25 protein-coding genes and 1 tRNA gene are annotated in these 22,746 nt (G+C 61.8%); 12 read left to right on the plus strand and 14 right to left on the minus strand.

Annotated features, from left to right (window positions below; all coding sequences use genetic code 11):
- Positions 1-37: 37 nt before the first annotated feature.
- Complete coding sequence (locus NP945_RS28000) at positions 38-781, minus strand: competence/damage-inducible protein A (protein ID WP_127271427.1); 744 nt, start codon at positions 779-781, stop codon at positions 38-40.
- 321 nt (positions 782-1,102) lie between these two features.
- On the opposite strand from NP945_RS28000, the gene NP945_RS28005 reads away from it, so the two are divergent.
- Positions 1,103-1,384, plus strand: a complete 282-nt coding sequence (locus NP945_RS28005; RefSeq protein ID WP_084016230.1) for a hypothetical protein — start codon at positions 1,103-1,105, stop codon at positions 1,382-1,384.
- 151 nt (positions 1,385-1,535) lie between these two features.
- On the opposite strand, the gene NP945_RS28010 is transcribed toward NP945_RS28005, so the two are convergent.
- The 3 genes from NP945_RS28010 to NP945_RS28020 form a co-directional block, all read right to left on the minus strand.
- Positions 1,536-1,775, minus strand: coding sequence for a DUF2188 domain-containing protein (locus NP945_RS28010; protein WP_013532013.1), 240 nt, complete (start codon positions 1,773-1,775; stop codon positions 1,536-1,538).
- 30 nt (positions 1,776-1,805) lie between these two features.
- Positions 1,806-2,084 carry a DUF982 domain-containing protein gene (locus tag NP945_RS28015; protein ID WP_013532012.1) on the minus strand — a complete coding sequence of 93 codons (279 nt, stop codon included), beginning with the start codon at positions 2,082-2,084 and terminating at the stop codon, positions 1,806-1,808.
- Between the two features lie 246 nt (positions 2,085-2,330).
- Positions 2,331-3,434, minus strand: a complete 1,104-nt coding sequence (locus tag NP945_RS28020; protein WP_256748133.1) for an NADH:flavin oxidoreductase/NADH oxidase — start codon at positions 3,432-3,434, stop codon at positions 2,331-2,333.
- A 224-nt stretch (positions 3,435-3,658) separates the two neighbouring features.
- Between NP945_RS28020 and NP945_RS28025 the strand changes: the two genes are divergently transcribed.
- Positions 3,659-4,237, plus strand: coding sequence for an NUDIX domain-containing protein (locus NP945_RS28025; RefSeq protein WP_256748134.1), 579 nt, complete (start codon positions 3,659-3,661; stop codon positions 4,235-4,237).
- Between the two features lie 90 nt (positions 4,238-4,327).
- Here NP945_RS28025 and NP945_RS28030 read toward each other — a convergent pair.
- Positions 4,328-4,412, minus strand: a tRNA-Leu gene (locus NP945_RS28030).
- 375 nt (positions 4,413-4,787) lie between these two features.
- On the opposite strand from NP945_RS28030, the gene tig reads away from it, so the two are divergent.
- Positions 4,788-6,254, plus strand: a complete 1,467-nt coding sequence (tig, locus tag NP945_RS28035; protein WP_127270945.1) for a trigger factor — start codon at positions 4,788-4,790, stop codon at positions 6,252-6,254.
- 160 nt (positions 6,255-6,414) lie between these two features.
- Positions 6,415-6,939, plus strand: a complete 525-nt coding sequence (locus NP945_RS28040; RefSeq protein WP_256748135.1) for a hypothetical protein — start codon at positions 6,415-6,417, stop codon at positions 6,937-6,939.
- 177 nt (positions 6,940-7,116) lie between these two features.
- Here the strand turns inward: NP945_RS28040 and NP945_RS28045 are convergent, their stop codons facing one another.
- From NP945_RS28045 to radC, 8 genes are all read right to left on the minus strand, one after another.
- The gene (locus NP945_RS28045) at positions 7,117-8,433 is read right to left on the minus strand and encodes a M20 family metallopeptidase (RefSeq protein ID WP_127270153.1); all 1,317 of its coding nucleotides are present in this window, start codon (positions 8,431-8,433) and stop codon (positions 7,117-7,119) included.
- On the minus strand, positions 8,433-9,392 hold the full coding sequence (locus tag NP945_RS28050) for an ABC transporter permease (RefSeq protein ID WP_256748136.1): 960 nt from the start codon (positions 9,390-9,392) through the stop codon (positions 8,433-8,435). The genes NP945_RS28045 and NP945_RS28050 overlap by 1 nt, the downstream gene beginning before the upstream one ends.
- The gene (locus NP945_RS28055) at positions 9,389-10,336 is read right to left on the minus strand and encodes an ABC transporter permease (RefSeq protein WP_256748137.1); all 948 of its coding nucleotides are present in this window, start codon (positions 10,334-10,336) and stop codon (positions 9,389-9,391) included. Before NP945_RS28055 ends, NP945_RS28050 begins: the two co-directional genes overlap by 4 nt.
- A 47-nt stretch (positions 10,337-10,383) precedes the next feature.
- Positions 10,384-11,370, minus strand: coding sequence for an autoinducer 2 ABC transporter substrate-binding protein (locus NP945_RS28060; RefSeq protein ID WP_256748138.1), 987 nt, complete (start codon positions 11,368-11,370; stop codon positions 10,384-10,386).
- Positions 11,371-11,402: 32 nt separating this feature from the next.
- Positions 11,403-12,173 (minus strand): ATP-binding cassette domain-containing protein, encoded by a 771-nt coding sequence (locus tag NP945_RS28065; RefSeq protein ID WP_127271196.1) that lies wholly within the window; start codon positions 12,171-12,173, stop codon positions 11,403-11,405.
- A gap of 27 nt (positions 12,174-12,200) precedes the next feature.
- Positions 12,201-12,977 (minus strand): glutamine amidotransferase, encoded by a 777-nt coding sequence (locus NP945_RS28070; RefSeq protein ID WP_127271194.1) that lies wholly within the window; start codon positions 12,975-12,977, stop codon positions 12,201-12,203.
- Positions 12,978-13,049: 72 nt separating this feature from the next.
- Positions 13,050-14,231: a carbohydrate kinase family protein gene (locus NP945_RS28075; RefSeq protein WP_256748139.1), complete on the minus strand. Its 1,182-nt coding sequence runs from the start codon at positions 14,229-14,231 to the stop codon at positions 13,050-13,052.
- 254 nt (positions 14,232-14,485) lie between these two features.
- Positions 14,486-15,247 (minus strand): DNA repair protein RadC, encoded by a 762-nt coding sequence (radC, locus tag NP945_RS28080; RefSeq protein ID WP_128308310.1) that lies wholly within the window; start codon positions 15,245-15,247, stop codon positions 14,486-14,488.
- 234 nt (positions 15,248-15,481) lie between these two features.
- Between radC and NP945_RS28085 the strand changes: the two genes are divergently transcribed.
- The 3 genes from NP945_RS28085 to NP945_RS28095 are packed head-to-tail and all read left to right on the plus strand — an operon-like array spanning position 15,482 to position 18,464.
- Entirely contained in the window at positions 15,482-16,339 is an 858-nt protein-coding gene (locus NP945_RS28085; RefSeq protein WP_127321127.1) for a MipA/OmpV family protein, read from the plus strand.
- 41 nt (positions 16,340-16,380) lie between these two features.
- Entirely contained in the window at positions 16,381-17,142 is a 762-nt protein-coding gene (locus tag NP945_RS28090; RefSeq protein WP_032900681.1) for a response regulator, read from the plus strand.
- Positions 17,139-18,464 (plus strand): HAMP domain-containing sensor histidine kinase, encoded by a 1,326-nt coding sequence (locus NP945_RS28095; protein WP_256748140.1) that lies wholly within the window; start codon positions 17,139-17,141, stop codon positions 18,462-18,464. Before NP945_RS28090 ends, NP945_RS28095 begins: the two co-directional genes overlap by 4 nt.
- A 26-nt stretch (positions 18,465-18,490) precedes the next feature.
- Here the strand turns inward: NP945_RS28095 and map are convergent, their stop codons facing one another.
- On the minus strand, positions 18,491-19,318 hold the full coding sequence (gene map / locus NP945_RS28100) for a type I methionyl aminopeptidase (RefSeq protein ID WP_013532002.1): 828 nt from the start codon (positions 19,316-19,318) through the stop codon (positions 18,491-18,493).
- Between the two features lie 200 nt (positions 19,319-19,518).
- Between map and NP945_RS28105 the strand changes: the two genes are divergently transcribed.
- The 5 genes from NP945_RS28105 to NP945_RS28125 all read left to right on the plus strand — a co-directional run bounded on the left by NP945_RS28105 (position 19,519) and on the right by NP945_RS28125 (position 22,742).
- Positions 19,519-19,941 (plus strand): hypothetical protein, encoded by a 423-nt coding sequence (locus NP945_RS28105; RefSeq protein WP_127272230.1) that lies wholly within the window; start codon positions 19,519-19,521, stop codon positions 19,939-19,941.
- A gap of 113 nt (positions 19,942-20,054) precedes the next feature.
- Positions 20,055-20,294, plus strand: coding sequence for a hypothetical protein (locus tag NP945_RS28110; protein WP_256748141.1), 240 nt, complete (start codon positions 20,055-20,057; stop codon positions 20,292-20,294).
- 159 nt (positions 20,295-20,453) lie between these two features.
- On the plus strand, positions 20,454-20,750 hold the full coding sequence (locus NP945_RS28115) for a DUF982 domain-containing protein (protein WP_127271426.1): 297 nt from the start codon (positions 20,454-20,456) through the stop codon (positions 20,748-20,750).
- A 219-nt stretch (positions 20,751-20,969) separates the two neighbouring features.
- Positions 20,970-21,233, plus strand: a complete 264-nt coding sequence (locus NP945_RS28120; RefSeq protein ID WP_023810460.1) for a DUF6074 family protein — start codon at positions 20,970-20,972, stop codon at positions 21,231-21,233.
- 327 nt (positions 21,234-21,560) lie between these two features.
- Positions 21,561-22,742: a pilus assembly protein TadG-related protein gene (locus NP945_RS28125; protein WP_127327468.1), complete on the plus strand. Its 1,182-nt coding sequence runs from the start codon at positions 21,561-21,563 to the stop codon at positions 22,740-22,742.
- Positions 22,743-22,746: the final 4 nt, after the last annotated feature.

Raw genomic sequence — 22,746 nt, forward strand, 5'->3', positions numbered from 1 at the left:
CGTTGCAGGGTCGTGCTTTGTTCCGGTCTGGACCAGATCAGCCGGGATTGCTGGCGAAGCCGGCGACCATCGCCTCGACGTCGGCGCGGGCGGCGTCCAGCGCCTCCTGGCTGCGGGCACGCACGACCAGTTCGGTCCAGAACTTGCCGTCGCCATATTTCGGGTAGGAGCCGATGATCGTATCGGGATGCGCTTTCTGGATATCACCCAACGGCCCGCCGATGAGGCCTTCGCCGAACGGGCAGGGCACGGTCGCCGAAAGCATCTTCGTGCCGGCCTTCAGCGTCGGCACGACATTGTCGAGCATGGCCTGGAAAATCGATGGCACGCCGGCCATGACGTGGACGTTGCCGATGCGGAAGCCAGGTGCGACCGACACCGGATTGTCGATGAGATCGGCGCCGCGCGGCATCCGCGCCATGCGCTTGCGGGCCTGCGTATATTCGATGCCACGCGCGGCATAGCTTGCTTCCAGCATCGCATAGGCCCGGGCATCGTATTCGCAAGGCACGCCAAAAGCCTTGGATATGGAATCGGCCGTGATGTCGTCATGCGTCGGACCGATGCCGCCGGTGGTGAACACATAGGTGTAACGGCTGCGCACGGCATTCACCGCGGCGATGATCTCGTCTTCCTCGTCAGGGACGACACGCACTTCCTTCAGGTCGATGCCGATCGCCGTCATGATGTCGGCGAGATGGCCGATGTTCTTGTCCTTGGTTCGGCCGGACAGAATCTCATCGCCAATGACGAGCATGGCAGCGGTCACGATTTCAGGCATGGAAGGCTCCGGCAAGGCGTGTGGCCTGGGAAGGCGAGTGGTCTGAGATAGCGCGGCGCGACGGTAGCCGCAATGTCATCTTCGCGCCGCCAAGGCGAGCCGATGACGTCAAGGATCTAGGTTCGAACCGTTCGAGGGAATAGGGCACATGCAGCAATTCGTCGTCCCGGAGCGAACCGCCGCGTTCATCGAGCGCATCGCCGGCCGGGCTTTGCTGGTCAGGGCCTCACCTGAGCCTCACGACAATTTCAAGGAACCATTCGGCTGACTACCGGGTTTTATGAGTGTCGCACCAAAGCGGCTAAGATACGGAGTGATTCAATGGTTACAAAAATTCTCGCAGCATCTGTTCTGACGATCGGTCTCGCAACATCGGCGATGGCGCAGTCACTGGACGACAGGTATTCCAACAATCGCGACTGGTGGCTATTCGGCAACAACGACCAGACAACTGTCGATCCCTATACCACGGGAAGCATCAGTGACGGCTCCGGGTTGAACACCCAAGGCAATACCGGCGCGATAGGCCCATGTGCCCACAACACGCCAGGCCCGGACGCTAACGCTGGGCAAAACGTCAACGATCAGTATTGCGGCAAATAGCCAGAACGCGATTTCCGAAAAGCGGATACCGATTTTATGGATGTTTAAGGGCTAGTCCGCAAGGCCAATCGCTGGCCGCTGGCGCGTCCTCTCTCGGACGGCGCTGCGGTCGGCGCCTGCCGGACCGCTCAACATCAACCGCGATAGCGAATTAATCTGACACTTCTGTCTGCGGCCGGTCGCGGCCGTCGGCCAGTTCCTCGTGCCATTTGCCTTCGGCGTCCTCATACTGGATGCCGTCGGTCGCTCCGGCGACCTGCTGCTCGGCCGAGGCGATTTCGGCCGCACGCAATGCGTCCTGATGCGTGGGGAACGTCTCGGAAAAGGTCGCTCCGACCTTGTAGGCCCAGCCGCCGTCATGTTCGACGATCTTGTAAGTCAGCTTCGCCATGGAAAACCTCCGGTTGAAAGGTCCGTCTGCTCAATGCAGCCGGTCGTCGGGCAGTCTGTCGTCGGGCACCAGCACTTCCGATTCCTTGGCGGCTTCAATCAGCGCCCGGCGCGCATCTGCTGTCGAACGATAACCTTCCAGCACTTTGAGGCAAGTGTCGAGGGCATCACGATGGCGCGGGCCGCGATTGAGCGGCCACACCGTCATCAGGCATTCCGCGGCCTCCTGGGCGCTGCGGATGTGGCGATATTTGCCGACGTGGCCAAGTTCGACGACGACCGGCACTTCAAAAGGTTTGTTGTCCATCATGGCCGCAACGCAAAGCAGCCAATTTGGTTGCAACCATGGCCGTCAGCCTGCGCCCAAACGTCTCAGAGGCTGTTTGAAGGCTCTACACCTTCGGTCAGCGCCGCAACCGGCAAGAATGCCCTGAACAGGTTCCTCCCAAGCCCAGCCACGCCCACTCCACGCCAACAGCTTGCCGACGGAATAGCAGCGAAGCACCGTCAAGCCGTCTGGAGGCAGGAGGGCGCGCGTGTCGGGAGCGCGGACCGTTCAGCCCGTCGCCTTCATCCAATGCTGCATCGTGGTCACCGAACGGGCAAGCTGCGGCGCCGGGTGGAGCGTTTCGCTGAATGTGGCCGCCGCACGCCATCCCCAGCGCGGATCGGCCAGGAAGGCCCGCGCCAGCGCCACCATGTCGGCGCGGCCCTCGGTGAGGATCGCTTCGGCCTGCTTGGGGTCGTCGATCAGGCCGACGGCACGGGTCGGAATATCAGCACCCTTGCGCACCGCTTCCGCCAGATGCACCTGATAGCCGGGGCCGGTGGGCAATTTCTGCAACGGCGAATTGCCGCCGCTCGAGCAGCAGAGATAGGCAACGCCCTCGTCCTTGAGCGCTTTGGCCACTTCGATCGCGTCCGCCACGTCGAAGCCGCCATCGACCCAATCCGTCACCGACAGCCGCGCGCCGAGCATCAGCTTTGGCGTAGCCTTGCGCACCGCCTTGGCGATCTCGACGACAAGACGCATGCGGTTTTCCAGCGAGCCGCCCCAGCGGTCCGTGCGCTGGTTGGACAAGGGCGACAGGAACTGGAAGATCAGATAGCCATGCGCGGCATGCAGTTCGATGAAATCGAAGCCGGCGCGTTCGGCCCGTCTTGCGGCTTCGGCGAAGCGCTCGATCAGTTGCAGGATCTCCTCGTCCTCCAGTGCGTGCGGCACGTTCCAACCGGTGTCGTAGGGGATGGCCGAGGCGGAGACGGTTTGCCAGGGATCCTCGTTTGGCTGCAGTGGCCCGCCGCCTTCCCACGGCTTGCGGTTCGAAGCCTTGCGGCCGGCATGGGCGAGTTGGGAGCCGAATTTCGTGCCGGGTGCGGCGACGCGTCGTGCGGCGTCCAGTGCGCGGCGGGCGGCGGCTTCATTGTCTTCGGAATAAAGGCCGAGGCAGCCATGGGTGATACGCCCGCGCCGCTCGACATCGGTCATCTCGACTGTGACCATGCCGGCGCCGGACATTGCGAGGTTCATCCAGTGATGGAGATGCCAGTCACTGGCCGAGCCGTCGTCGGCGGAATACTGGCACATCGGCGCGACGGCGATACGGTTGGGGAAAGTGAGGCCGTCGAGGGTGATCGACTGGAAAAGCGACGCTGTCATGAGAAACTCCGGGAGGGTTCGCAGCTATTTAGGCGACCGATGGCGCCTGCGCCAGACACGAGGCGGTGAAAGGGGTTCTGGACCAATCACTGACGGGATTGCCGAAATGCCGGTTCGCGGATACGCCTCGGCAATGCATGGCGCCCAAAAGTGGCCCGGTTTGGGAGAGCGACATGCATAAAACAGGAGCATAAAGCGCGACGCGCTTTTGCATGGAGACCACGATGGAAGATCGTATGCGCGTCCGTTCGGAGGAAATCCTCTCCGACGACTGGGCCGTCCTGAAGAAGACCGTCCTCGACTACCGCCGGCGCGACAGGCAGTGGGAGACGCAAATCCGCCAGACCTATGATCGCGGTGACGGCGCGGTGATCCTGCCTTACGATCCCTCGCGCTCGACCGTGCTTCTGGTGCGCCAGTTCCGCTATCCCGCCTACGTCACCGGCCACCGCGAGCCGCTGATCGAGGCCTGTGCCGGCCTGTTGGACGAAAACGATCCCGAAACCTGCATCCGCAAGGAGGCGGAGGAAGAACTCGGCTACCGGCTGCAGAACGTCGAGCGGCTGTTTTCGCCCTATATGAGCCCCGGCAGCGTCACCGAACGTCTCTGGTTCTTCATCGCCCGCTATTCACCCGCCGACCGCATCTCGGCCGGCGGCGGCGCGCAAGAAGAGGGCGAGGACATCGAGGTTCTGGAAATGCCGCTCGACGAGGCACTGGCCGGCATCGCCGACGGCCGCATCATCGACGCCAAGACCATTATCCTGATCCAGCATCTGAAGCTCAACCCGATCGCCGCCTGAACGGAGCCGGTCCTCCTTAGCCAAGGCTTCGGGAGGACACTCCTTCATCTATTCGGGTGGCCCGCCACCCGAAGCTCGAAGAGCGAAGGGTGGTGCGGATGAAGGGACTCGAACCCCCACGCCTTTCGGCACTGGAACCTAAATCCAGGGCGTCTACCAGTTCCGCCACATCCGCATGGACCGGCAATCCCATGTGGCCATCATTCTGTCAATGTCGGAGACAAGATGTAGAGGTCAGGGAAAAGATGTGGTCGGGTCCAAATGCTGGTTATTCGCCGGGATGCGAAGACTGTTGAAAATTGGCCTCGCCTGTGACAAAAGGCGTGTCAAATGTGACGGGACGCGACGATCCGCTTCTGCAGAATGTGATAAGAAGTAGGAAAAACAAGAACTTATTCACATTTTGGAACGCAGTTTGGGAGAGTTTGAGCCGGGTTTTCGGTCAAATCGCCAGGTTCCGTACCAAAAGCCATTCCCGGCAAGAATATACCGGCAGGCTGTGAACGGCAGAGGCCGTGGCAGTCTCATTGGTGAAAACAAAGGTTTTACGATGCAGGTCACCGAAACGCTCAACTCCGGTCTCAAGCGAGAGATCAAGATCACCGTGCCGGCCGGTGACATGGAAGCCAAGCTGATGGCGCGGCTTTCGGATGCCCGCAACAAGGTCCGCATCAACGGCTTCCGTCCAGGCAAGGTGCCGGTACAGCACCTGCGCAAGGTCTACGGCAAGTCGTTCATGGCCGAAGTGGTCAACGAAATCCTCAATGACTCGACCCGTTCGATCATTACCGGGCGTGGTGAAAAGGCTGCCATGCAGCCCGAAGTCATCATGACCGAGGACGAGAAGGAAGCCGAGAAGATCCTGGCCGGTGGCGCCGACTTCGAATTCCGCCTCAACTACGAGATCATCCCGGCGATCGAGATCAAGGACTTTTCCGACATCAAGGTGACACGCCAGGTGTTCGACGTGCCTGATGCCGAGATCGACGAGCAGGTCCAGCGTGTTGCCGAATCGGCGCGCAGCTACGAGCCGAAGACCGGCAAGGCCGCCAATGGCGACCGCGTCACCATCGACTATGTCGGCAAGATCGACGGCGAAGCCTTCAATGGCGGCGCGGGCACCGATCAGCCGCTGGTGCTGGGTTCGAAGGAATTCATCCCCGGCTTCGAGGATCAGCTGGTCGGCGCCAAGGCCGGTGACGAAAAGCAGGTCACCGTGACTTTCCCGGAGAACTACCAGGCCGCGCATCTTGCCGGCAAGGAAGCGACCTTCGACGTCACCGTCAAGGAAGTGTCCCAGCCCGGCGCGCTGGAAATCAACGACGAGACCGCCAAGAACCTCGGCCTGGAGTCGCTGGAGCGCCTGCGCGACGTCGTACGTGGCCAGATCGAGAACCAGTTCGGCGCCATGACGCGCCAGAAGGTCAAGCGCCAGCTGCTCGACCAGCTCGACGCGGCTTATTCGTTCGAGGCGCCGTCGAAGCTCGTCGACGCCGAGTTCAACAACATCTGGGCGCAGGTCAATCGTGACCTGGAAGCAGCCGGACGCACCTTCGCCGACGAAGAGACGACGGAAGAAGAGGCGCGTGCCGAGTATCTGCGGCTTGCCGAGCGCCGCGTGCGTCTCGGCCTTGTGCTGGCTGAAATCGGCGAGAAGGCCGGCGTGACCGTATCGGACGAAGAGCTGCAGCGCGGCCTGTTCGAGCAGGTGCGCCGCTATCCGGGCAACCAGCAGCAGGAAGTCTTCGAGTTCTACCGCAACAACCCGGAAGCGTTGAACACGCTGCGGGCGCCGATGTTCGAGGAAAAAGTGGTCGACCATCTGCTCGGTCAGATTTCGGTCACCGACGTCAAGGTCAGCAAGGAAGAGCTGATGGCCGACGACGAAGAGGACGAGACCTCCGTCAAGGCGAAGCCGGCGAAGAAAGCCGCCGCCAAGAAGGCCGACGCCAAGAAGGCCGACGACGCGGAAGAGCCCAAGAAGAAGGCCGCGCCGAAGAAGAAGGCCGCCGAATAACACCAGCGCTCCGCTGAAACAGGAAGGCCGCCCTCGAGGCGGCCTTTTTCGTTGCCAAACTGCAACAGCCGCCATGCTTCGCGAGCGGCGGCCTGTGGCGACCAAGCTTTGATCATTATCTGCGCTTCTATTGCAAGCCGCTTGGTTGTTGGAGGGCGTGTTGAGACTGTTCGTCGAATTGGGACACGCTTCGGCAATCGCGCTGGTCCTTGTCTCGGCCTGCGGCATTGCCCAGGCCGGCACGGTGTCTGACAACTGGCGCTTCGGCACGAGTGAAGACGGCCTCGTCACGGCCTCGCTCTATGCCACCAACAAGCTGATCACCGGCGGCGGTGCCTTGAGCTACAGCCCGATCCTGACGATTGCCTGCCGGGCAAACGGCGAGCCGCATTGGACTGAATGGCTGCAACTGAACGACGCTGTTTCGGCCAGCCGCAAGATCACCATGTCGATCACGGTCGATCAGGAGAGCAAGTTCGATGAAAGCTGGTCGGTCGGGCCGCGCGGCCGGATGCTGGTGCGCGATGGAGCCGACGGCATCAGGCGCCTTGTCGCCGCGAACCGGCTCCAGCTTTCGTGGCGGTTCGGGCTGCTGGCGGGGCGCGGCGAGGCCGATTTCGACCTCGCCGGGTTCGGCGAAGCGGTCAATCAGGTAGCCGGCAGCTGCAACACCGATCCGCCGTGAACGGATCGTGAGCCAGGGCGGCGACAGGAATGGCTTGCTCAGGACCTCAAAATCTCTTGCTCAGGACCTCCGGCTGTCAGAACGCGACGACATCACCAGGCGGTAGCGCAAGTTCGGCCACGATGCCGCCGCCTGTCGTGGCATTGCTAACCGATCCATTGATGTTGGCGGTGCCCGCTAGCGGCACCATTTTTCGACGGCAATTGCAATTGCCTTGGTGCAATCGACGAGATCGCGCACCGAAACGCGTTCGTTCGGCTGATGCGCCTGCGCGGGGTCGCCGGGACCGAAATTGACGGTCGGCGTGTTGCCGAGGCCGGTCGGCAGGCCGATGTCGCTGTGCGCGCCAAAACCACTCAGGACCGGCGAGAGATTGGCTTCTTTGACGGCCTCCTGGAAGACGCCGACAAAGGGATTGTCCGAGGGGATTTCGGCGCAATCGGCGTCGAGGATCCACTCGACGCGGGCGGGGTGCTTTCGCAGGTATGGGTCTGCCTGGCAGACATTGGCTATGTGCTCTTCGATTTCGCGTTTGACGTTGCCACCCAGTTTGAACTCGTCGTGCTCGCTCGGCAGATATTGAGCGTCGATGATGATCTCGCCGCGCCCTGCCATGGAGGACGGATGTTCGCCGGCGCTCATCTGGGTGACGATGATCTGGTTGGGCAGGTCCATCAACGGATGGTTCTTTCTGGGATCGAACATCCAGCGCCGGTTGAGGATGTCGATGCCGTCGAGGATTTGCCGGCAAAGCTGGACGGCATCGACCGGGCCGCTCGAATACCAGGCATTGGGCGTCAGCTCCGCATGCCCGCCTATGCCGTCAATGATGATCTTCCCCCACAGAATGCCGTGACAGAGCGGTGCGATCTTGTTCGCCGTCGGTTCGGTCATGATGCCGGCGTCGGCGTGAAAGCCGCGATCGACCATGGCCAGCGACCCCATGCCGCCGATTTCCTCGTCGACGACGGTGGTGAAGACGACGTCTCCGGACAGGGGAATGTCGAGTCCCTTCAGGATCTCGACCGCCATCAGCATGCAGGCGACGCCGCCTTTCATGTCGACGGTACCACGGCCGTGTAGAAACCCGTCCTTGAGGACGGGCTGGAACGGGTCGGTCGTCCAGTGCCCTGCGGCGCCGGGCGGGACGACATCGATATGGCCGGTCAGCATGATGGAGCGACCGCCGCCCGTGCCCTTCAAGACGCCGCCGAGATTGGGCCGGCCTTCGAACGTCCTGCCTTTGTTGGCGCCGGCCCGCCCCTTGTATTTTTCGTAGAGTGCTGGGCCATCCGGGTCCCATAGATCGGTCGAGAAGCCGAGCGCCTCGATCCGCTTTTGCAGATAGAGCTGGCAATCACGCTCGCCGGGGCCGGCCTCCTTTGGATCGGATTTCACGATCGAGGGGAAGGCGACGAGATCGCTCAGCGTTTGGACGATACGGTCAGCGCTTGCCTCGACGCGCGCGGCAATGATCTCTTCCATGGACGGCATCATGATCTCCAACGTTGGGAAAGTCGGTCGGCGAGAAGGACGAAAACCAGAAGGGCGCCGACAATCCCCACCTGCCAAACCGTGTTGATGTTCAATTGCAGAAGGCCGGTCTTCAGCGTGACCAGTAGCAGGACGGCCGCGAACACGCCGCCAACGCCACCGCGCCCTCCGGTGATGGCGATGCCTCCAAGCATGGCGGCAGTCAGCGATTCGAGTTCGAGGTTCTGGCCGATATTGGGCCTGCCGCTGCCGAGCCAGGAGATCGAGACGAGCCCAGCGGCGCCGGCAAGCGCGCCACTCAAGGCGTAGAGGACCAAGCGAACGCGATCGACCGGAATACCGACCAGCCTGGCCGAGCGTTCGTTGAAGCCCATGGCGTAGATCCAGCGCCCCCACGCTGTCGAGAGCAGCACCAAACCGGCTAGCGCAAAGCAGGGGATGGCAAGGGTGAGAAAGGGCAGGGGAATGCCCATGACGACGCCGCGCCCCCACACAAGCAGCCAGGAGGGCACGCCTGCTTGGGCCGCGCCGCCGGTAATGGCAAGTGCAGCGCCGGAATAGACGAAGAAGGTGCCGAGCGTCGCGATGAAGGGGAGAAGCGCGAGCCCGTTCACCAGCCATCCGTTCAAGGCACCGAGCATCGCGCCGGCCAGGATGCAGACGGCGGGCAGCAGGACCGGCGGCAATCCCAGCTTGAGGCAAAGCATCGCGACGATGGCGGACAGCGAGACCGCACCGCCGACCGAGAGGTCGATGCCGGCGCCACCGGCCATGATGACCAGCCCTTGTCCAAGGCCGACTAGGGCAAGGATCGTCGAGAACTGAAGAATGGTGGTGACGGTGCCGAGATTGAAGACAGAAGGCCTGAGCGCCAGCAGGCCGACAATCACGATCAGCCAAAGCATACAGAGCAGAGCCAGGGTAAGGGCCGGGCCTTGCAGGTTGCGGAGCGTTTTCATGCGCGGGCTCGTTGAAATCTGCCGAGCGGCAATCGGTTGCAAACAGCTTCGAAGCCAAGCACGCCGATGATGAGAACGCCGGTGACGACAGGCTGCCAAAGGGAAGGGACACCGATCAGCAGCAGACCGTTCTGCAGGATTCTCAGAAGCAGCACGCCGAGCACGGTGCCGATCAGGCTGCATCTGCCGCCCAATATGCTGGTCCCGCCAAGAATGACCGCGGCAATGGCATCGAGCGCCAGCGTACTGCCGATCGTCATCTCCACATTGCGATAGGTGGCGACATAGAACGTGGCGGCAATGCCAGTCAGCACACCGCTGATGACGAAGGTCATGAAGCGGATCTTGATCACTGGGATGCCAGAAAGCCGCGCTTTTTCCTCCGAATTGCCGATCGCCAGCAGATGCAGCCCATAAGGGGTTCGCCGCAGCGCCAGCCAGACGGCCAGATAGACAACGGCAATCACCAGGGCAGGGACGGGGACGCCGAGCACGCTGGTTGCAAGAAGATTTGTAAGGCTCGAGGGCAGGCCGGAAAGCCATTGCCCTCCGAGAAGTACGAAGACGGCGGTGCGGTAGACACCGAGCAGGCCGAGCGTACCGACAACTGCCGGAACGCGGCCGAGGACAACGACGGTGGCGGTCACACATCCCAGCAGCGCACCGACCAAAGGGCCTGCAATGAGCGCCAGCAGCGGATTGCCGCCGGCGCCGAGCACACGCCCGATGGCGATGGCCGCCAGACCCATGACGATGCCGATCGAGACGTCGATGCCGCCCATGGCGAGCAGCAGGGTCATGCCAAGGCCGATCAGCAGCAGTTCGACACTGTTGCGCAAGACCGTGGCTGCATTGCCTGATGTCGCGTAGTGCGGCGATGCGACAGAAAAGATGACGATCGCCAGCAAACAGGCGACAAGCAGAGACCACTCCCGCCCGTTCATGGAGAAGACACCGTTTCCAAACTGCCGCACCACGTTCATCTCAGAGCTCAGAAGTTGAACTTGTCGACATTGTCCTTGGTGAAGACGGCCGGCGGCCCGAGAAGCAAAATGCCCTTGGCGGCATCATAGGTGACGGGCTTTTCCAGGCCGACGACCTTGTTTTCCGCTTCGAAGCTCTTGCCGTCGATCAGCTGTTTGCCGGCCCAGACCGTGAGATAGCCGAGTTGCTCGGGATCCCAGAGAACGGTGAAGCCGAAGGCTCCGCTCTTCAGGTAAGACCGTGCCGTGTTCGGGCTGCAGTAGCCGGCACCGATGACCGAGCCGATCTTGCCGGCGGTTTCGATGGCCTGGGCTACGCCCGGGCATGTCGAGGAGGCGACGGCGATGATCGCCTTGATGTCCGGGTTGGCCGCCATCAGATCGCCTGATATTTGCGCGGCGCGTTCGGCGGTGCCGCCGGCGAATTGCGGCGCGAGCAGCTTCAGCTTCGGATATTTGGCGGTGGCTTGCTTCTGCATGAAGCCGATCCAGGCGTTGAGATTGGACGCCGTTGCCTCGCCGGAGACGATGCCGATGGTTGCGTCCTCGCCGACGCGCTTGACGAGTTCGTCGACAATGGTTGTGCCGAGGCCTTCGTCGGTCGCCTGCGCCACATAGACGGCGCGGCCGCTGTCGGGCGCGTCGCTGTCACTGGTGAACAGTTTTATACCCTTCGCCTTGGCGCTCTCGACAACGGGCGCGATGCTGGAGGCATCGAGGACGCTGACCGAGATCGCCTCGACGCCCTGATCGATCAGGTTCTGGACGATCTGCAACTGGTCGACCGGATTGGTGTCGACGGGACCGGAATAGATGAAATCGACGCCCAGGTCCTTGGCGGCGCGATTGCCGCCGGCTTCCATGGCGTTGAAGTAAGGGATGCCGATCAATTGCGGAACGAAGGCGACCTTGTGTTTGTCCGCGGCATGCGCCGCGGTTGCAATGGCGAGTGACAGTGCGGAAGCGGCGAGCACTTTCTTGAACTGTGAAAGCATGTGTTTGAACCTCTCTGGAAATGACGTGCGTTTCAGTTTGTTTTTTCAAGCGCCCGCACGTCGGGATGAGCGCCTGTTATGAGCGAAACGACTTCCTCGTGATCGGTATCGGCCGCCAGCCGTTCGGCCACCTTGCGGCCGCGCCGGAACACCACGATGCGGTCGGCGACCTCGAAGACTTCGGAAATGTTGTGGCTGATGAGCACAACGGCACAGCCGCGCGCGGCAAGCCGCCGTGTCAACGCCAGGACCTTGCGCGTTTCGGCAACGGCAAGGGCCGCGGTCGGCTCATCCATGATGACCAGCCTGGCATTCAGATTGAGCGCCCGGCAGATTGCGACGGCCTGGCGTTGGCCACCCGACAGACTGCCAACAGGCGCTTCTGGATCGGAAATATGGGCGTCGAGCTCCTTCAGCAGGCCGTCGACGCGCTGGCGCATTTCCTTGCGCTTCAGGAACGGAATGCCAAAAATGGAGCGTTTCAATTCACGGCCGAGAAAGACGTTTTCTGCGATCGACAGGTTCTCCGAAAGCGCCAGTTCCTGAAAGATCGTCGCGATCCCCGATGCCGCGGCATCCTTGGGCGAGTGAAAGGCGACCGGATTGCCCTCGATCACGAGCTCCCCACCACTGGGCGGATGAGCGCCTGCCAGGATCTTGATAAAGGTCGATTTGCCGGCGCCATTGTCGCCGAGAAGCGCCAGCACCTCGCCGGAGCGGATCTCCAGATCGACATTTGCCAGCGCGGTCAGAGCGCCGAAGCGCTTGGCGATGTTTCTGGCGACAAGAAAGGGCTCTGTCATGACGGTTCCCCGACGATTGTGGATCGGCTAGGCGGCGTTGCTGACCCAGCGCAGCACGTTGGTCCAAAGCCGCGCGTAGCCAGGCCATTCGACAAAACTGTTCGGCAGCCAGTGAGGACCGATGTCCGACGTCCAGACCAGCGTACGCCCTTCGCCATGGCGCCCGGTAACCAGCAGGGGATGGCCGCCCTGGTCCTGCGGCAGCCGCGCCAGGACCTCGACATCGTCGCGATCACGGGCGATGACCTCGTTGGCACCGAGCAGCAGCGGCCATTCGCCCTCGATGCCGGCAAAAATCGGATGATCCCTGGAGCCAGTGATCTCAGGACGAAAGCCTTCAGGAATTTCGAGCCGGTCATCATTGGGAAGGCAGGTCACCGGCAGCGCCTCCTCGACCGCCGTGCGATGCCAGCGCGCCTTGCCGTCAATGCCCTGGAAGCTGAAATAGCCGCCGATCATGATCAGGCCGCCGCCGGCCAGCGTCCAGTCGCGCAGGAGCTTGAGCCGGTTGGGAACCGTTTTGCCGTGCAGCCAGACATCGGGGTGGAGCAGGAGCGAATTCGCGCCAATGTCGGACAGGATGATCGCCCTGTATTGCGACAGCCCTTCCATGGTGAAAGGCAGCTTCTCGACGGCCTCGTGAGCGGGCATGTAGTCGAGATCGAATTCGCTGCCCTTCAAAGCGTCCACCAGGGGTGTTGCGCCCAGGTGAAAGGTGACGCTGCCGAACTGGTCGAACCCCTTGTAGTGGGTCGCCGAACTCACCCAGCTTTCGCCGACGAGAAGGACTTTTGTTTTCGCCATGATCATACTCTCCTGATTTCGTCGGTTGATGCGGTGTTCCGCGCCAGGTCGAAACGTCGATAAGCCATTGTTTCAACTGGCCAGCACGGCATTGTTCGCCAGGGCCGCAGCCTTCAGCGTGGCAAAGTCTGCGATGTAACCCTGCGCGCCTTCGACCGTTGTCGTCAGGCTCGCCCCAATTGCCGCATAGCGCGCGGCGTCGTCGAGCGACGCGCCATGCAGCCAAAGGGCAAGGAAGATGCCGGCAAAGCTGTCGCCGGCGCCCGTCGCGTCGACGCGATTGACCGGCAGCGCCGGCACCTCGATCTGCGGACCGCCATTCGCCGGAAAAACGACGGCGCCGAACTCGCCGAGGGTGAGCACGACCGTTCCCCGTTGTTTGATGCGTGATAACATCGCTCGCACCTCTTCGATCGTCGTTGCCATGCGGCTGCGAAAGTCGAAGATCTCCCGTATCATCACATCGTTGATGAAGGTCAGATCGATCTGTTTGACCATCTGCGAGAAGGTTTCCGGCGTGCGTGCGCTTTTGGGAAGACCGGCCGAATGCAGGCTCACCTTCCAGCCCGCCTGATGAAAGCGAGCGATGGACGCGGTCATCGTCTCGTAGTGGAAGCCTTCGATATGAAGGCAGGCCGGACGTTGCTCGGGCTGGATATCCAGATTGGCTGTCAGGTCGACCTCGCCAAGCTCGAACGGTTCGCTGATGATCGTCCGGCTGCCATTGCGCTCGATGATCACGATCGCCTGGGAGAGGCGGTTGTTGGGCGTGTTGCGGATCGGCAAGGCGTGGACACCCAGTTTCGAAAGCGCGCCGAGCGCCCAATCGCTCTCTGGATCCTGGCCAACTGCTGTCGCCAGTTCAACGTCCAGCGCGTAGGGTGCTCCGATGCCGGCGGCGGCAACCGCGAGATTGGCCGCGGGGCCACCCAGCGCCTTGTCGATGTGGCTGGCGGTGATCCGGTCGTCGCGATGCGGCAGCACGTCGACGCGGCACAGGAAGTCGACACTCACCCTACCTGCGACCAGAAGTCTTGGCAGGTGATCGAGGTTCTTTGGCCTGTGTGGCGCGCGGCCCGGCAGTGAGCGCGCAAAGGAGCTCGGCCGATACATCAGCGCGGCAACCGCCTTCTCGATGCGGTCGCGCGTGCCTTCCTTCAGGCTTGCCGTTCCATTGATGAAATTCGACACCGTGCCGATGGAGACACCGGCAGTTCGTGCGACATCCGCTATGGTCGGGCGCTTGCGTTGCAATGGCGGAGTTCCAATTGAAGCGTTTCAAAACGGTAGCAGCGAAAATGCGATGCCTCAACGGAATTGTCTTCTAAAAATCAAGAGAGCACTCCTCTCGATTGGAAGTTTAATCCAGAGATAGGGCGGACCTTGGGCCCTCTTTCCAAGATTGAACAATTTTCAAATTTTTTGGTAAAAGATTGTGCAAGCGAATTTCCTGCACCTCATTCGATCGCCCGGGCTTGATCGGACGGTCTTGGCATGCCCCCGGCCCGTCAGATCAGCAACAGGCCCTTCATGCTGGCATATCCCTTCCGCCCGACGATGATGTGGTCATGCACCGCGATGCCCAGCCGCTTGCCCGCCTCGATGATCTCCTTCGTCATTTCGATATCGGCTCGTGAGGGTGTGGGGTCGCCCGACGGGTGATTATGGACCAGGATGATGGCGGTGGCCGAGAGTTCGAGGGCGCGCCTGACCACCTCGCGCGGGTAGACGGGCGTATGGTCGACGGTGCCTGTCTGCTGAACCTCGTCGGCGATCAGCGCGTTCTTCTTGTCGAGGAACAGGATGCGGAACTGCTCGCGCGCCTCGAAGGCCATGACCGACCGGCAATAGGCAAGAAGCTGTGTCCAGGACGAGAGGACTTCGCGACCCTGCACCTCTCCGCGCGCCATGCGCTGCGCGGTTGCCGCGACGATCTTGAGATCGAGCGCCACCGCAGGGCCAACGCCCTTGACCTCCTGCAAGAGGCCAACCGGCGCCCCGAGCACTTCGGCCAGCGTGCCGAAGCGCGCCAGCAGCGCCTTGGCCGCCGGTTTGGTGTCGGCACGAGGGATCAGGCGAAAAAGCAGAAGTTCCAGAAGTTCGTAATCGGGCAGGGCGTCCGGACCCGCCAAGGCAAAGCGCTCGCGCAGTCGGTCGCGGTGACCGAGGTAATGCGGCTTTTCGTCGAGCGTTGCCTTGGCTTTCGCCGCAGGTCGCATCGGCGCTTCGGAGAAGAAACTCCGCTCGTCGTCGTCGTTTGTGTTCCCCATACACCGCCCACATTGCTCCAGCGCAGACATTAGAACTGTTCTGGCCGGGATTGAAACAGTTCTGTTCCCCGATCGCGAGACGTCCCACGGCAGATCGTGGCTATGGCTTTCTCATACGGCAAGATGAAACCACGATTGCGCAACAAAACTTAACATCACTTAACGCATGCGGCCACTTTCACCTGACATGTTGGCGCCATCGGAGGCTCGTTGCCTCGCTATACTGGAGCGCGCATGTTCGCCAAAATTGACTCTGGACTGTTGGCCGGCCGGGCATCTCTCGCGGCCATGGCAATCCTGCTTTCGACGCATTCGGAGGGCGCGCTGGCGGCAGACGCCATTGCGGTGAATTCCGATGATTTTACCCTGCCGCCCGAGCCTTCCCGTTTCGGGCGTTTCGAACAGAAGCTGGCCGACTGGCATGTCGTGCTTGGCGGCGGCGCCATCATCGTCCCCAAATACGAAGGCAGCAATGAGTTCAAGATCATGCCGGTGCCTTTCGTCACGGCGACATTCCTCGACACGGTGACGATCGACCCGACAGGTGCCAACATCGCCGTCTATGAACAAGGACCGTTCGCGTTCAGCGCTCGGCTTGGCTACGAGATGGGCCGCAAGGAAGACGACTCCGACCATCTGCGCGGCTTGGGGGACGTCGACATGGGCGCGACGGTCGGCGTGAAGGCAGCGGCGAAGTTCGGTCCGGCCGAAATATTCGCGCAACTCGACAAGACCATCGGCGGCAGCGATGGCCTTGAGGGCAGGGTGGGGATCGAGGTGACCCGGCCTCTGTCTCAATCGTTGATGATCGGCGCCAGCGCGTCCGCCGTCTTCGCCGACGAAAATTACATGCAGGCCTATTTTGGTGTCACGCCAGAACAATCGGCTCGCTCGGGGCTGGCGCGCTATGATGCCGGCGCCGGTTTGAAGCGCGCCGATTTTTCGATTTCCGCCACATATATGCTCGACGAGAGCTGGATGGTGCGCGGCGAAGCGGGGGTCGGTGTTCTCTTGGGGGACGCTGCCGACAGCCCTGTTGTCCTCGAAAAGATCCAGCCTTCAGGGATGCTTCTCGTCGGATATCGGTTCTGACGCCTACCCAGGCACCAAATGCAGGCTAGACAAACTCCGGAATGGCACAGCAACGGCACCAAAGCGATTTGAGCGCCGAATCCAGGTCGGCCAGGCAAGGTTCGCGCATCCTCATTGTCGAAGACGATCTTGAGATCGCGCGCATGCTGGGCGAGACGCTCACCGACAACGGCATGATCGTGGAAATTGCCGAGAGCGGCGTCCAGATGAACGCCGCGCTTCGCAACCAGAAATTCGATCTCATCGTGCTTGATGTCATGCTGCCGGGCGAAAATGGTCTCAACATCTGCCGCCGTCTTCGTGCCGGAACCAACATTCCGATCCTGATGCTGACCGCGCTCGGTGAGGAAATCGACCGCATCTTCGGGCTGGAAATCGGCGCCGACGACTATGTGACGAAACCGTTCAGCGCGCGCGAACTGACGGCCAGGATACGGGCGCTGCTGCGCCGCACAGCCTATGCTCCAGACGAGCGGGACTGGTCGAAGGTGCTTCGTTTCAACGGCTGGCGCCTCGATCCAATACGCCGGCAATTGCATGACCCCAACAATGCGCGGGTTACGACCACGACGCATGAATTCGACCTGCTGCTTGCCTTTTGTCGCAATGCGGGCCGGGTTCTCTCTCGCGAGGAACTTCTGGGCGTAACCCATGCCGGGCTCGCGGGGCCGATCGAGCGTAGCGTCGATGTCCATATCAGTCGAATCCGCAGGAAGATCGAAAAGGATGCGCGCGATCCGGTGCTTTTGAGGACCGTTCGGTTGGGTGGCTATATCTTCACCGCGACGGTGGAGGAAGCATGAGTGATATCCTCCGCCGTTTCCTGCCGCAGTCCGTGCGTGGGCAGTTTGTGGCGATCATTTTCATCGCGGTGATCGTGATCATGTTCGTCGGTTCGGTCGTTGAGAGTTTCATAGAGAACGTCGACCTTCCCGCCGCGGAAGATAACGCAAGGCGTGCAGGCGTTGTTGCTGCCTTGTTGCAAGAAACGCCGGCGGAGGCGCGTAGCGCAATTCTGGCGACAGCAAAGCGGGCCGGCTTTGATTTCGAGATATTGCCCAAGGACCAGATAGCCGGCATTCCCCAGTCCTATCTGCAATGGCGAAGTGTCGAATGGCTTTTGCGTATCGACAGGGGGACGGTTGATGGACGCTGGCTAAGGATCGGCGGCCGATACGCGTTTGTCATCGACTTGGACCAGCAGGACGTCCTGGCCCATTTCGGCATGCCCGATTCCTGGCTGACATCGGGCCTCGTCCGTGCCTCGTTCTACAGGTTCATGGCTTTCGTCGCCTTGCCCGCGCTGATCTGGCTGTTTGCGGTTTGGGCCGTGACGGATCCATTGAAGCGCATCTCGGCAGCAGTCGGTTCGGCCGAGATTGAGAATGGCGACCAGCTCTTCGTCGAACACGGCTCCATTGAAATGGTGGGATTGGCGCGCGCCCTGAACAGGATGAGGACGCGCATCCGCACGATGATCGAAAACCGCACGCGCATGTTGCGCAGCGTCAGTCATGATCTGCGCACGCCGTTGACGCGGCTGCGGCTTCGCGCCGAGCGTATGGATGATGGCCCCATCCGAACCGCAATCCTGTCCGATGTCCAGCACATCGAAATCTTGATCGACGAGACCCTGACCTATCTGCGCAACGATGTTTCGACGGAGAAGCTGCAGCTCGCCGACATTGCCAGCGTTCTGCAAACCGTCTGCGCCGAGTTCTCCGATGTCGGATTTCCTGTCTCATATTCCGGGCCGGACCGGCTCCTGGGCTGGTGCAAGCCCAATGCATTGGCGCGTGCGATCGCCAATCTCTGCGACAACGGGGTCAAATTCGCTGGCAACGTCACGGTCGCCTTGACGGCGACCGGCACGGCGGCGCGCATCACGGTAGGGGACGACGGGCCGGGTATTCCGATGACGGCACGCGCCCGTGTTTTCGAACCATTCTTCAAGGAAGACGCGTCGCGCGGCATTGCATCGAAGCATGGCTTCGGTCTGGGCCTGTCGATCGTTGCCGACATCGTCCAGGGCCACGGCGGCAGGATCGAATTGCAGGACAACCACCCCACCGGACTGGTCGTCACCATCGACCTGCCGAATGCCGCTGGCGTGCAGTCGGCATAGACGGCCTCCTGCCGGGTAGACGCGCTCTAAGCCGGCAGGCCGGGGCGATCGAGCTTTTTGGGCGACAGCGTGAAAATCTCGCACCCTGTGTCGGTCACGCCGATCGTGTGCTCGTACTGCGCCGACAGCGAGCGGTCGCGCGTCACCGCAGTCCAGCCGTCCGACAGAACCTTCACATGCGGCCTGCCCAGATTGATCATCGGCTCGATGGTGAAGATCATGCCTGGCCGCATCTCGACGCCTTCATTGGCGCTGCCGTAATGCAGGATGTTCGGCGCGTCATGGAACAACTGGCCGACGCCGTGGCCGCAGAAGTCGCGCACCACCGAACAGCGCTCGCCTTCGGCAAAGGTCTGGATGGCGGCGCCGATGGCGCCGGTGCGGGCGCCAGGCCTGACCGCTGCAATGCCGCGCATCAGGCATTCATGCGTGACTTCGAGCAGGCGCTCGGCGGCGCGCTTGATCGTGCCGACCGGATACATGCGCGAAGAATCGCCGTGCCAGCCGTCGAGGATGTAGGTGACGTCGATGTTGACGATGTCGCCATCCTTGAGCGGCTTGTTGTCGGGAATGCCATGGCAGACGACATGGTTGATCGAGGTGCAGGACGATTTCGTGTAGCCGCGATAGTTGAGCGTCGCCGGCAGCGCGCCGTGGTCCATGCCGAATTCGAAGACGAAGCGGTCTATTGCTTCGGTGGTGACGCCGGGCTGGACCATCGGCACCAGCTCGTCGAGGCAGCGTGCGGTGAGATCGCATGCCTTGCGCATGCCGGCAAAGCCGTCCTCGCCATAGAGGCGGATCTGGCCGGTATTTCTGAGCGGGGCCGTGGCAGCGTCGAGATAGGTGACCATTTTGTCCGTGTAGCGGGTAGGGCTCTGCAGGAGAGCCAGCGTGAAAATTTCCCCAGATTTGGCACTTGAGGGCAAAAGGTTCAAGGAAGAACTGTCTGATGCGGCCGCGCGCTTGCCGATATTTGCCTCGCAAGGGCGATGTCTTGCCGGTTTTTGCCCGGTTTGCTTCCCTTTCTGGCCATGGTGCGTTAGGGCGGGTGATGTTTTCGAGATCGCGTCCCTTCGCGGCGGCCAGGCAAACCGGATGGCCTGAAGCGCCGCTGACGGCAGCGTGCTCATGCCTGATGGGCATGGTGCTGCTCGCGATGCTGTGCTTCGGCCTGCCGGTGGCGTCAGGCTTTGCGGGGTCTGCGCCAAGCGGTGTCAGCGTCGGTGTCGAGCGGTCGGGCGAAGTGGCGGCGCTGCTGCGTGTCACCGGCAAGGCGCAAGCGCTGGAGGTTCGTGCCGGCCGTCCGGTCCTGGTCAAGTTCGCCGGCGGCCACCCCGCGCTTCCGGTCCCCGACGCTGTTTTTCTTTGGGCCGAACGGCCATCGCAAAGAGCGATGGTTTCGGGATATGGGGCCGCCTCGGTTCCCGGGGCGAGCACCAACCAGCCGCGCGCACCGCCGACCATCACGGCCTGAGCGGTCCAGAAACCGTACCCTTCACCTCATCGCTATTCCTGTTCGCGTCGTGATCGTGCGGCGGCTGTCGGCCGCGCAGCGGTCGCGCGGCGCGTCATTTCCGGATTATTTCAATGCAACAACGCATCAAGACTTTCAAAACCCTGTCGCGCGCGGCCTCGGCTGCCACGTTCCTCTCCGTCCAGGCGCTCATCTGCATCGGAACCGTCTATTGGGCGGTTGCCGAGACGCTCGGTCTGTCGGCGATGGCGGCCCTTGTTCTCGGCGGCATCTTCGCCGTGCCGACGGTATTTGTACTGATCGCCGCCATTCGCATGGCCTTCGACGCGGAGACGGATCCGGCGAACCAGTGAGCGTATGTCGCCCAAGACATATCTGGGGAGCGCGATCTATTCTGGGCGGCGTGGCGGTTCAGCGACCCAAGTGACGACACATTTCTGGGTCAAAGCCGATCAAAGCAACTTTTGACGACGAACGGCGTTGCTGCGGTGACGCGGTTCGGGAGACAGGAAATGGACAGACTGCAATTCGAGGTGCCGGTGCGCATAGCGCCTGGACCCGGCCTGCCGGTCGAGGAAATCTATGGCGTCGAACAGGCGCTCGATTTTCTCCAGGACTGGCCTGCGCGCCGTCAGGGCCCGATCTATCAGAAAGCGTTCAACGCCTGCTTTGGCGCCACGGTGGACGTGGTCAAGACCGAGGATGCCTGCCGGGCATTCATGGCGTTTTGCCGCGCCAGTGGATTGATGGCCAGGGACATGATGACGCCGCGCAAGCGCGGCGGTGAGGCGAGGGCGCTCCAGGCCTGAGGCCGTCGCCGTTTCGCCTGCCCCCGATTCCTACGTCAACAGTCGCGTTTGAACGCACACGGCGATGGCGCGAGCGTAGGGCTGCGCCCTTTTCGTCCCCGACGACCGCTCCACGTTGCATCCACGTCAGCGCCGTTAAGCTTCCGTTTCCACCTTCCCGGCTACGCCATTGCTTGTTGGCAATGGTTGATTCGTTGCGTCAGTCTCATGGTTTGGAAGATGTCCCCAGAAAAAGTCCGTGCGTTCCCGATCGACCGTCAGGTATTCTTGGTCAGGGAGGTTGCCGCCAAGCTCGGCAATCTGCATGGCGAGACCGCCACCTCGTTCTGGAGAGCCAAGGCGTCGGAGTTGCTCGATCTCGTCGTCGGGTCCGGCAGAGACAGAACGGCAGCCAGCGATGAAGTGCGCAGGTTTTTCCTGGCCGTGCAGCGAGAGATGTTGGCTGATACGGTCGCGGAGTCGATGCCAATTCTTTCCGCTTGAAGCAAATCCTGAACCTCCATCCTCCACACATGGAACAGTAATTTGTAAATACGTTTACTCCGGTGTGTTTTTCGGAGACCCGGTCGTTGTTCGCGCGGTCTCGGCTGCGAATCCGGCAATTTCCCGCCGGCCTTGAGGGGCGGCCCACTCTGAGACATCGACGCGCTTGCGCGTTGGTCAGCCAGCGAAACACTTCTTTTTTGAAGCCAATGGACCACTGCTCAAAAATGCAACGAACTTTTTAGCCATTCGTTCATTTATGCGTGCTTTCTAATTTAAACCATGGCCTTGAGTAGCTTCACCCGTGTTCGGCTTGTAATGGACGCCATGCGCCGGAGCACGGGCGCAAACGTCGCTACCATTTTTGCTCTGACCTTGCCGGTCGTTGTCGGCGCTGCGGGCTTCGGCGTCGAGACCTCCTATTGGTACTACAACAGCCTGAGGTTACAGGCGACGGCCGATGCAGCCGCCTATGCCGGTGCGCTCGAACAGATCTCGGGTTCCGACAAGCCGACGATCGTCGCGGCCGCGACCCAGTCCGCGGCGTCGAACGGACTGGGCTCGGGCACGATCGTCGTCAACACGCCGCCGGCCTCCGGCCCGAATACGGCGAAAAAAGCGGTCGAGGTGATCGTCGGCCAGCAGCTCGACCGGATGTTCACCCTGATCTTCACGCAAGACAAGGTCCCCGAACAGGCAAGGGCGGTGGCCGTCATTACCGATGCTTCGAGTGCTTGCATGCTCGCGCTCGATCCGTCCGCTTCGCAGGCGGCGCTGTTTTCCGGCAGCACCAGCGTCAAGCTCAACGGCTGCTCGGTCATGTCCAATTCGATCGCCTCGGACGCCATCAAGGTTCAGGGCTCGGCCGGCCTGCAGGCCGATTGCCTGATATCGGCAGGCGGTGTCTCTCTCAGCAACCCCGTCACCACCGTCTGCGCGGTCCCGATCACCCAGGCACTGCCTGCCGGCGATCCCTTTGTCGACCTGCCGGCCCCGGTGGCCGCCACCCCCTGCCAGAACGACAACAAGGCGACGCTCGGTCCAGGCACCTATTGCAGCGGCATGAACCTGAAGGGCAATGTCACGCTTTCGCCCGGCGTCTATGTCGTCCAGGGCAGTTTCAAGATAAACGCCAACGCAGCCATCACCGGCAGCGGGGTGACCATCTTCATGTCGGGCAGTTCGACCGTCAGCATGAATGGCAATGCGTCCGTGAAGCTCAGCGCGGCGACTTCGGGCACCTACTCAGGCGTTCTGTTCTACGGCGACAGGACCGGCATGATCGCATCCAGCACATTCAACGGCACAGCGGACTCGCTTTTGACCGGGGCCATCTACTTCCCCAAGCAGCAAGTGAACTATCTTGGCAACTTCTCGGGCAATGGCGGCTGCACCAGGGTCGTCGCCAATACGATCCAATGGTCCGGTAACTCAACCATCAATCAGGATTGCTCGAGCCTCGGAGTGCCCAACATTCCAGCCGCGCGGTCCGTGGCACTGTCCGAGTAGCTCC

Origin of the sequence: Mesorhizobium sp. LMG17149 (assembly GCF_024518695.1) — a bacterium.
Classification (GTDB): Bacteria; Pseudomonadota; Alphaproteobacteria; order Rhizobiales; family Rhizobiaceae; genus Mesorhizobium.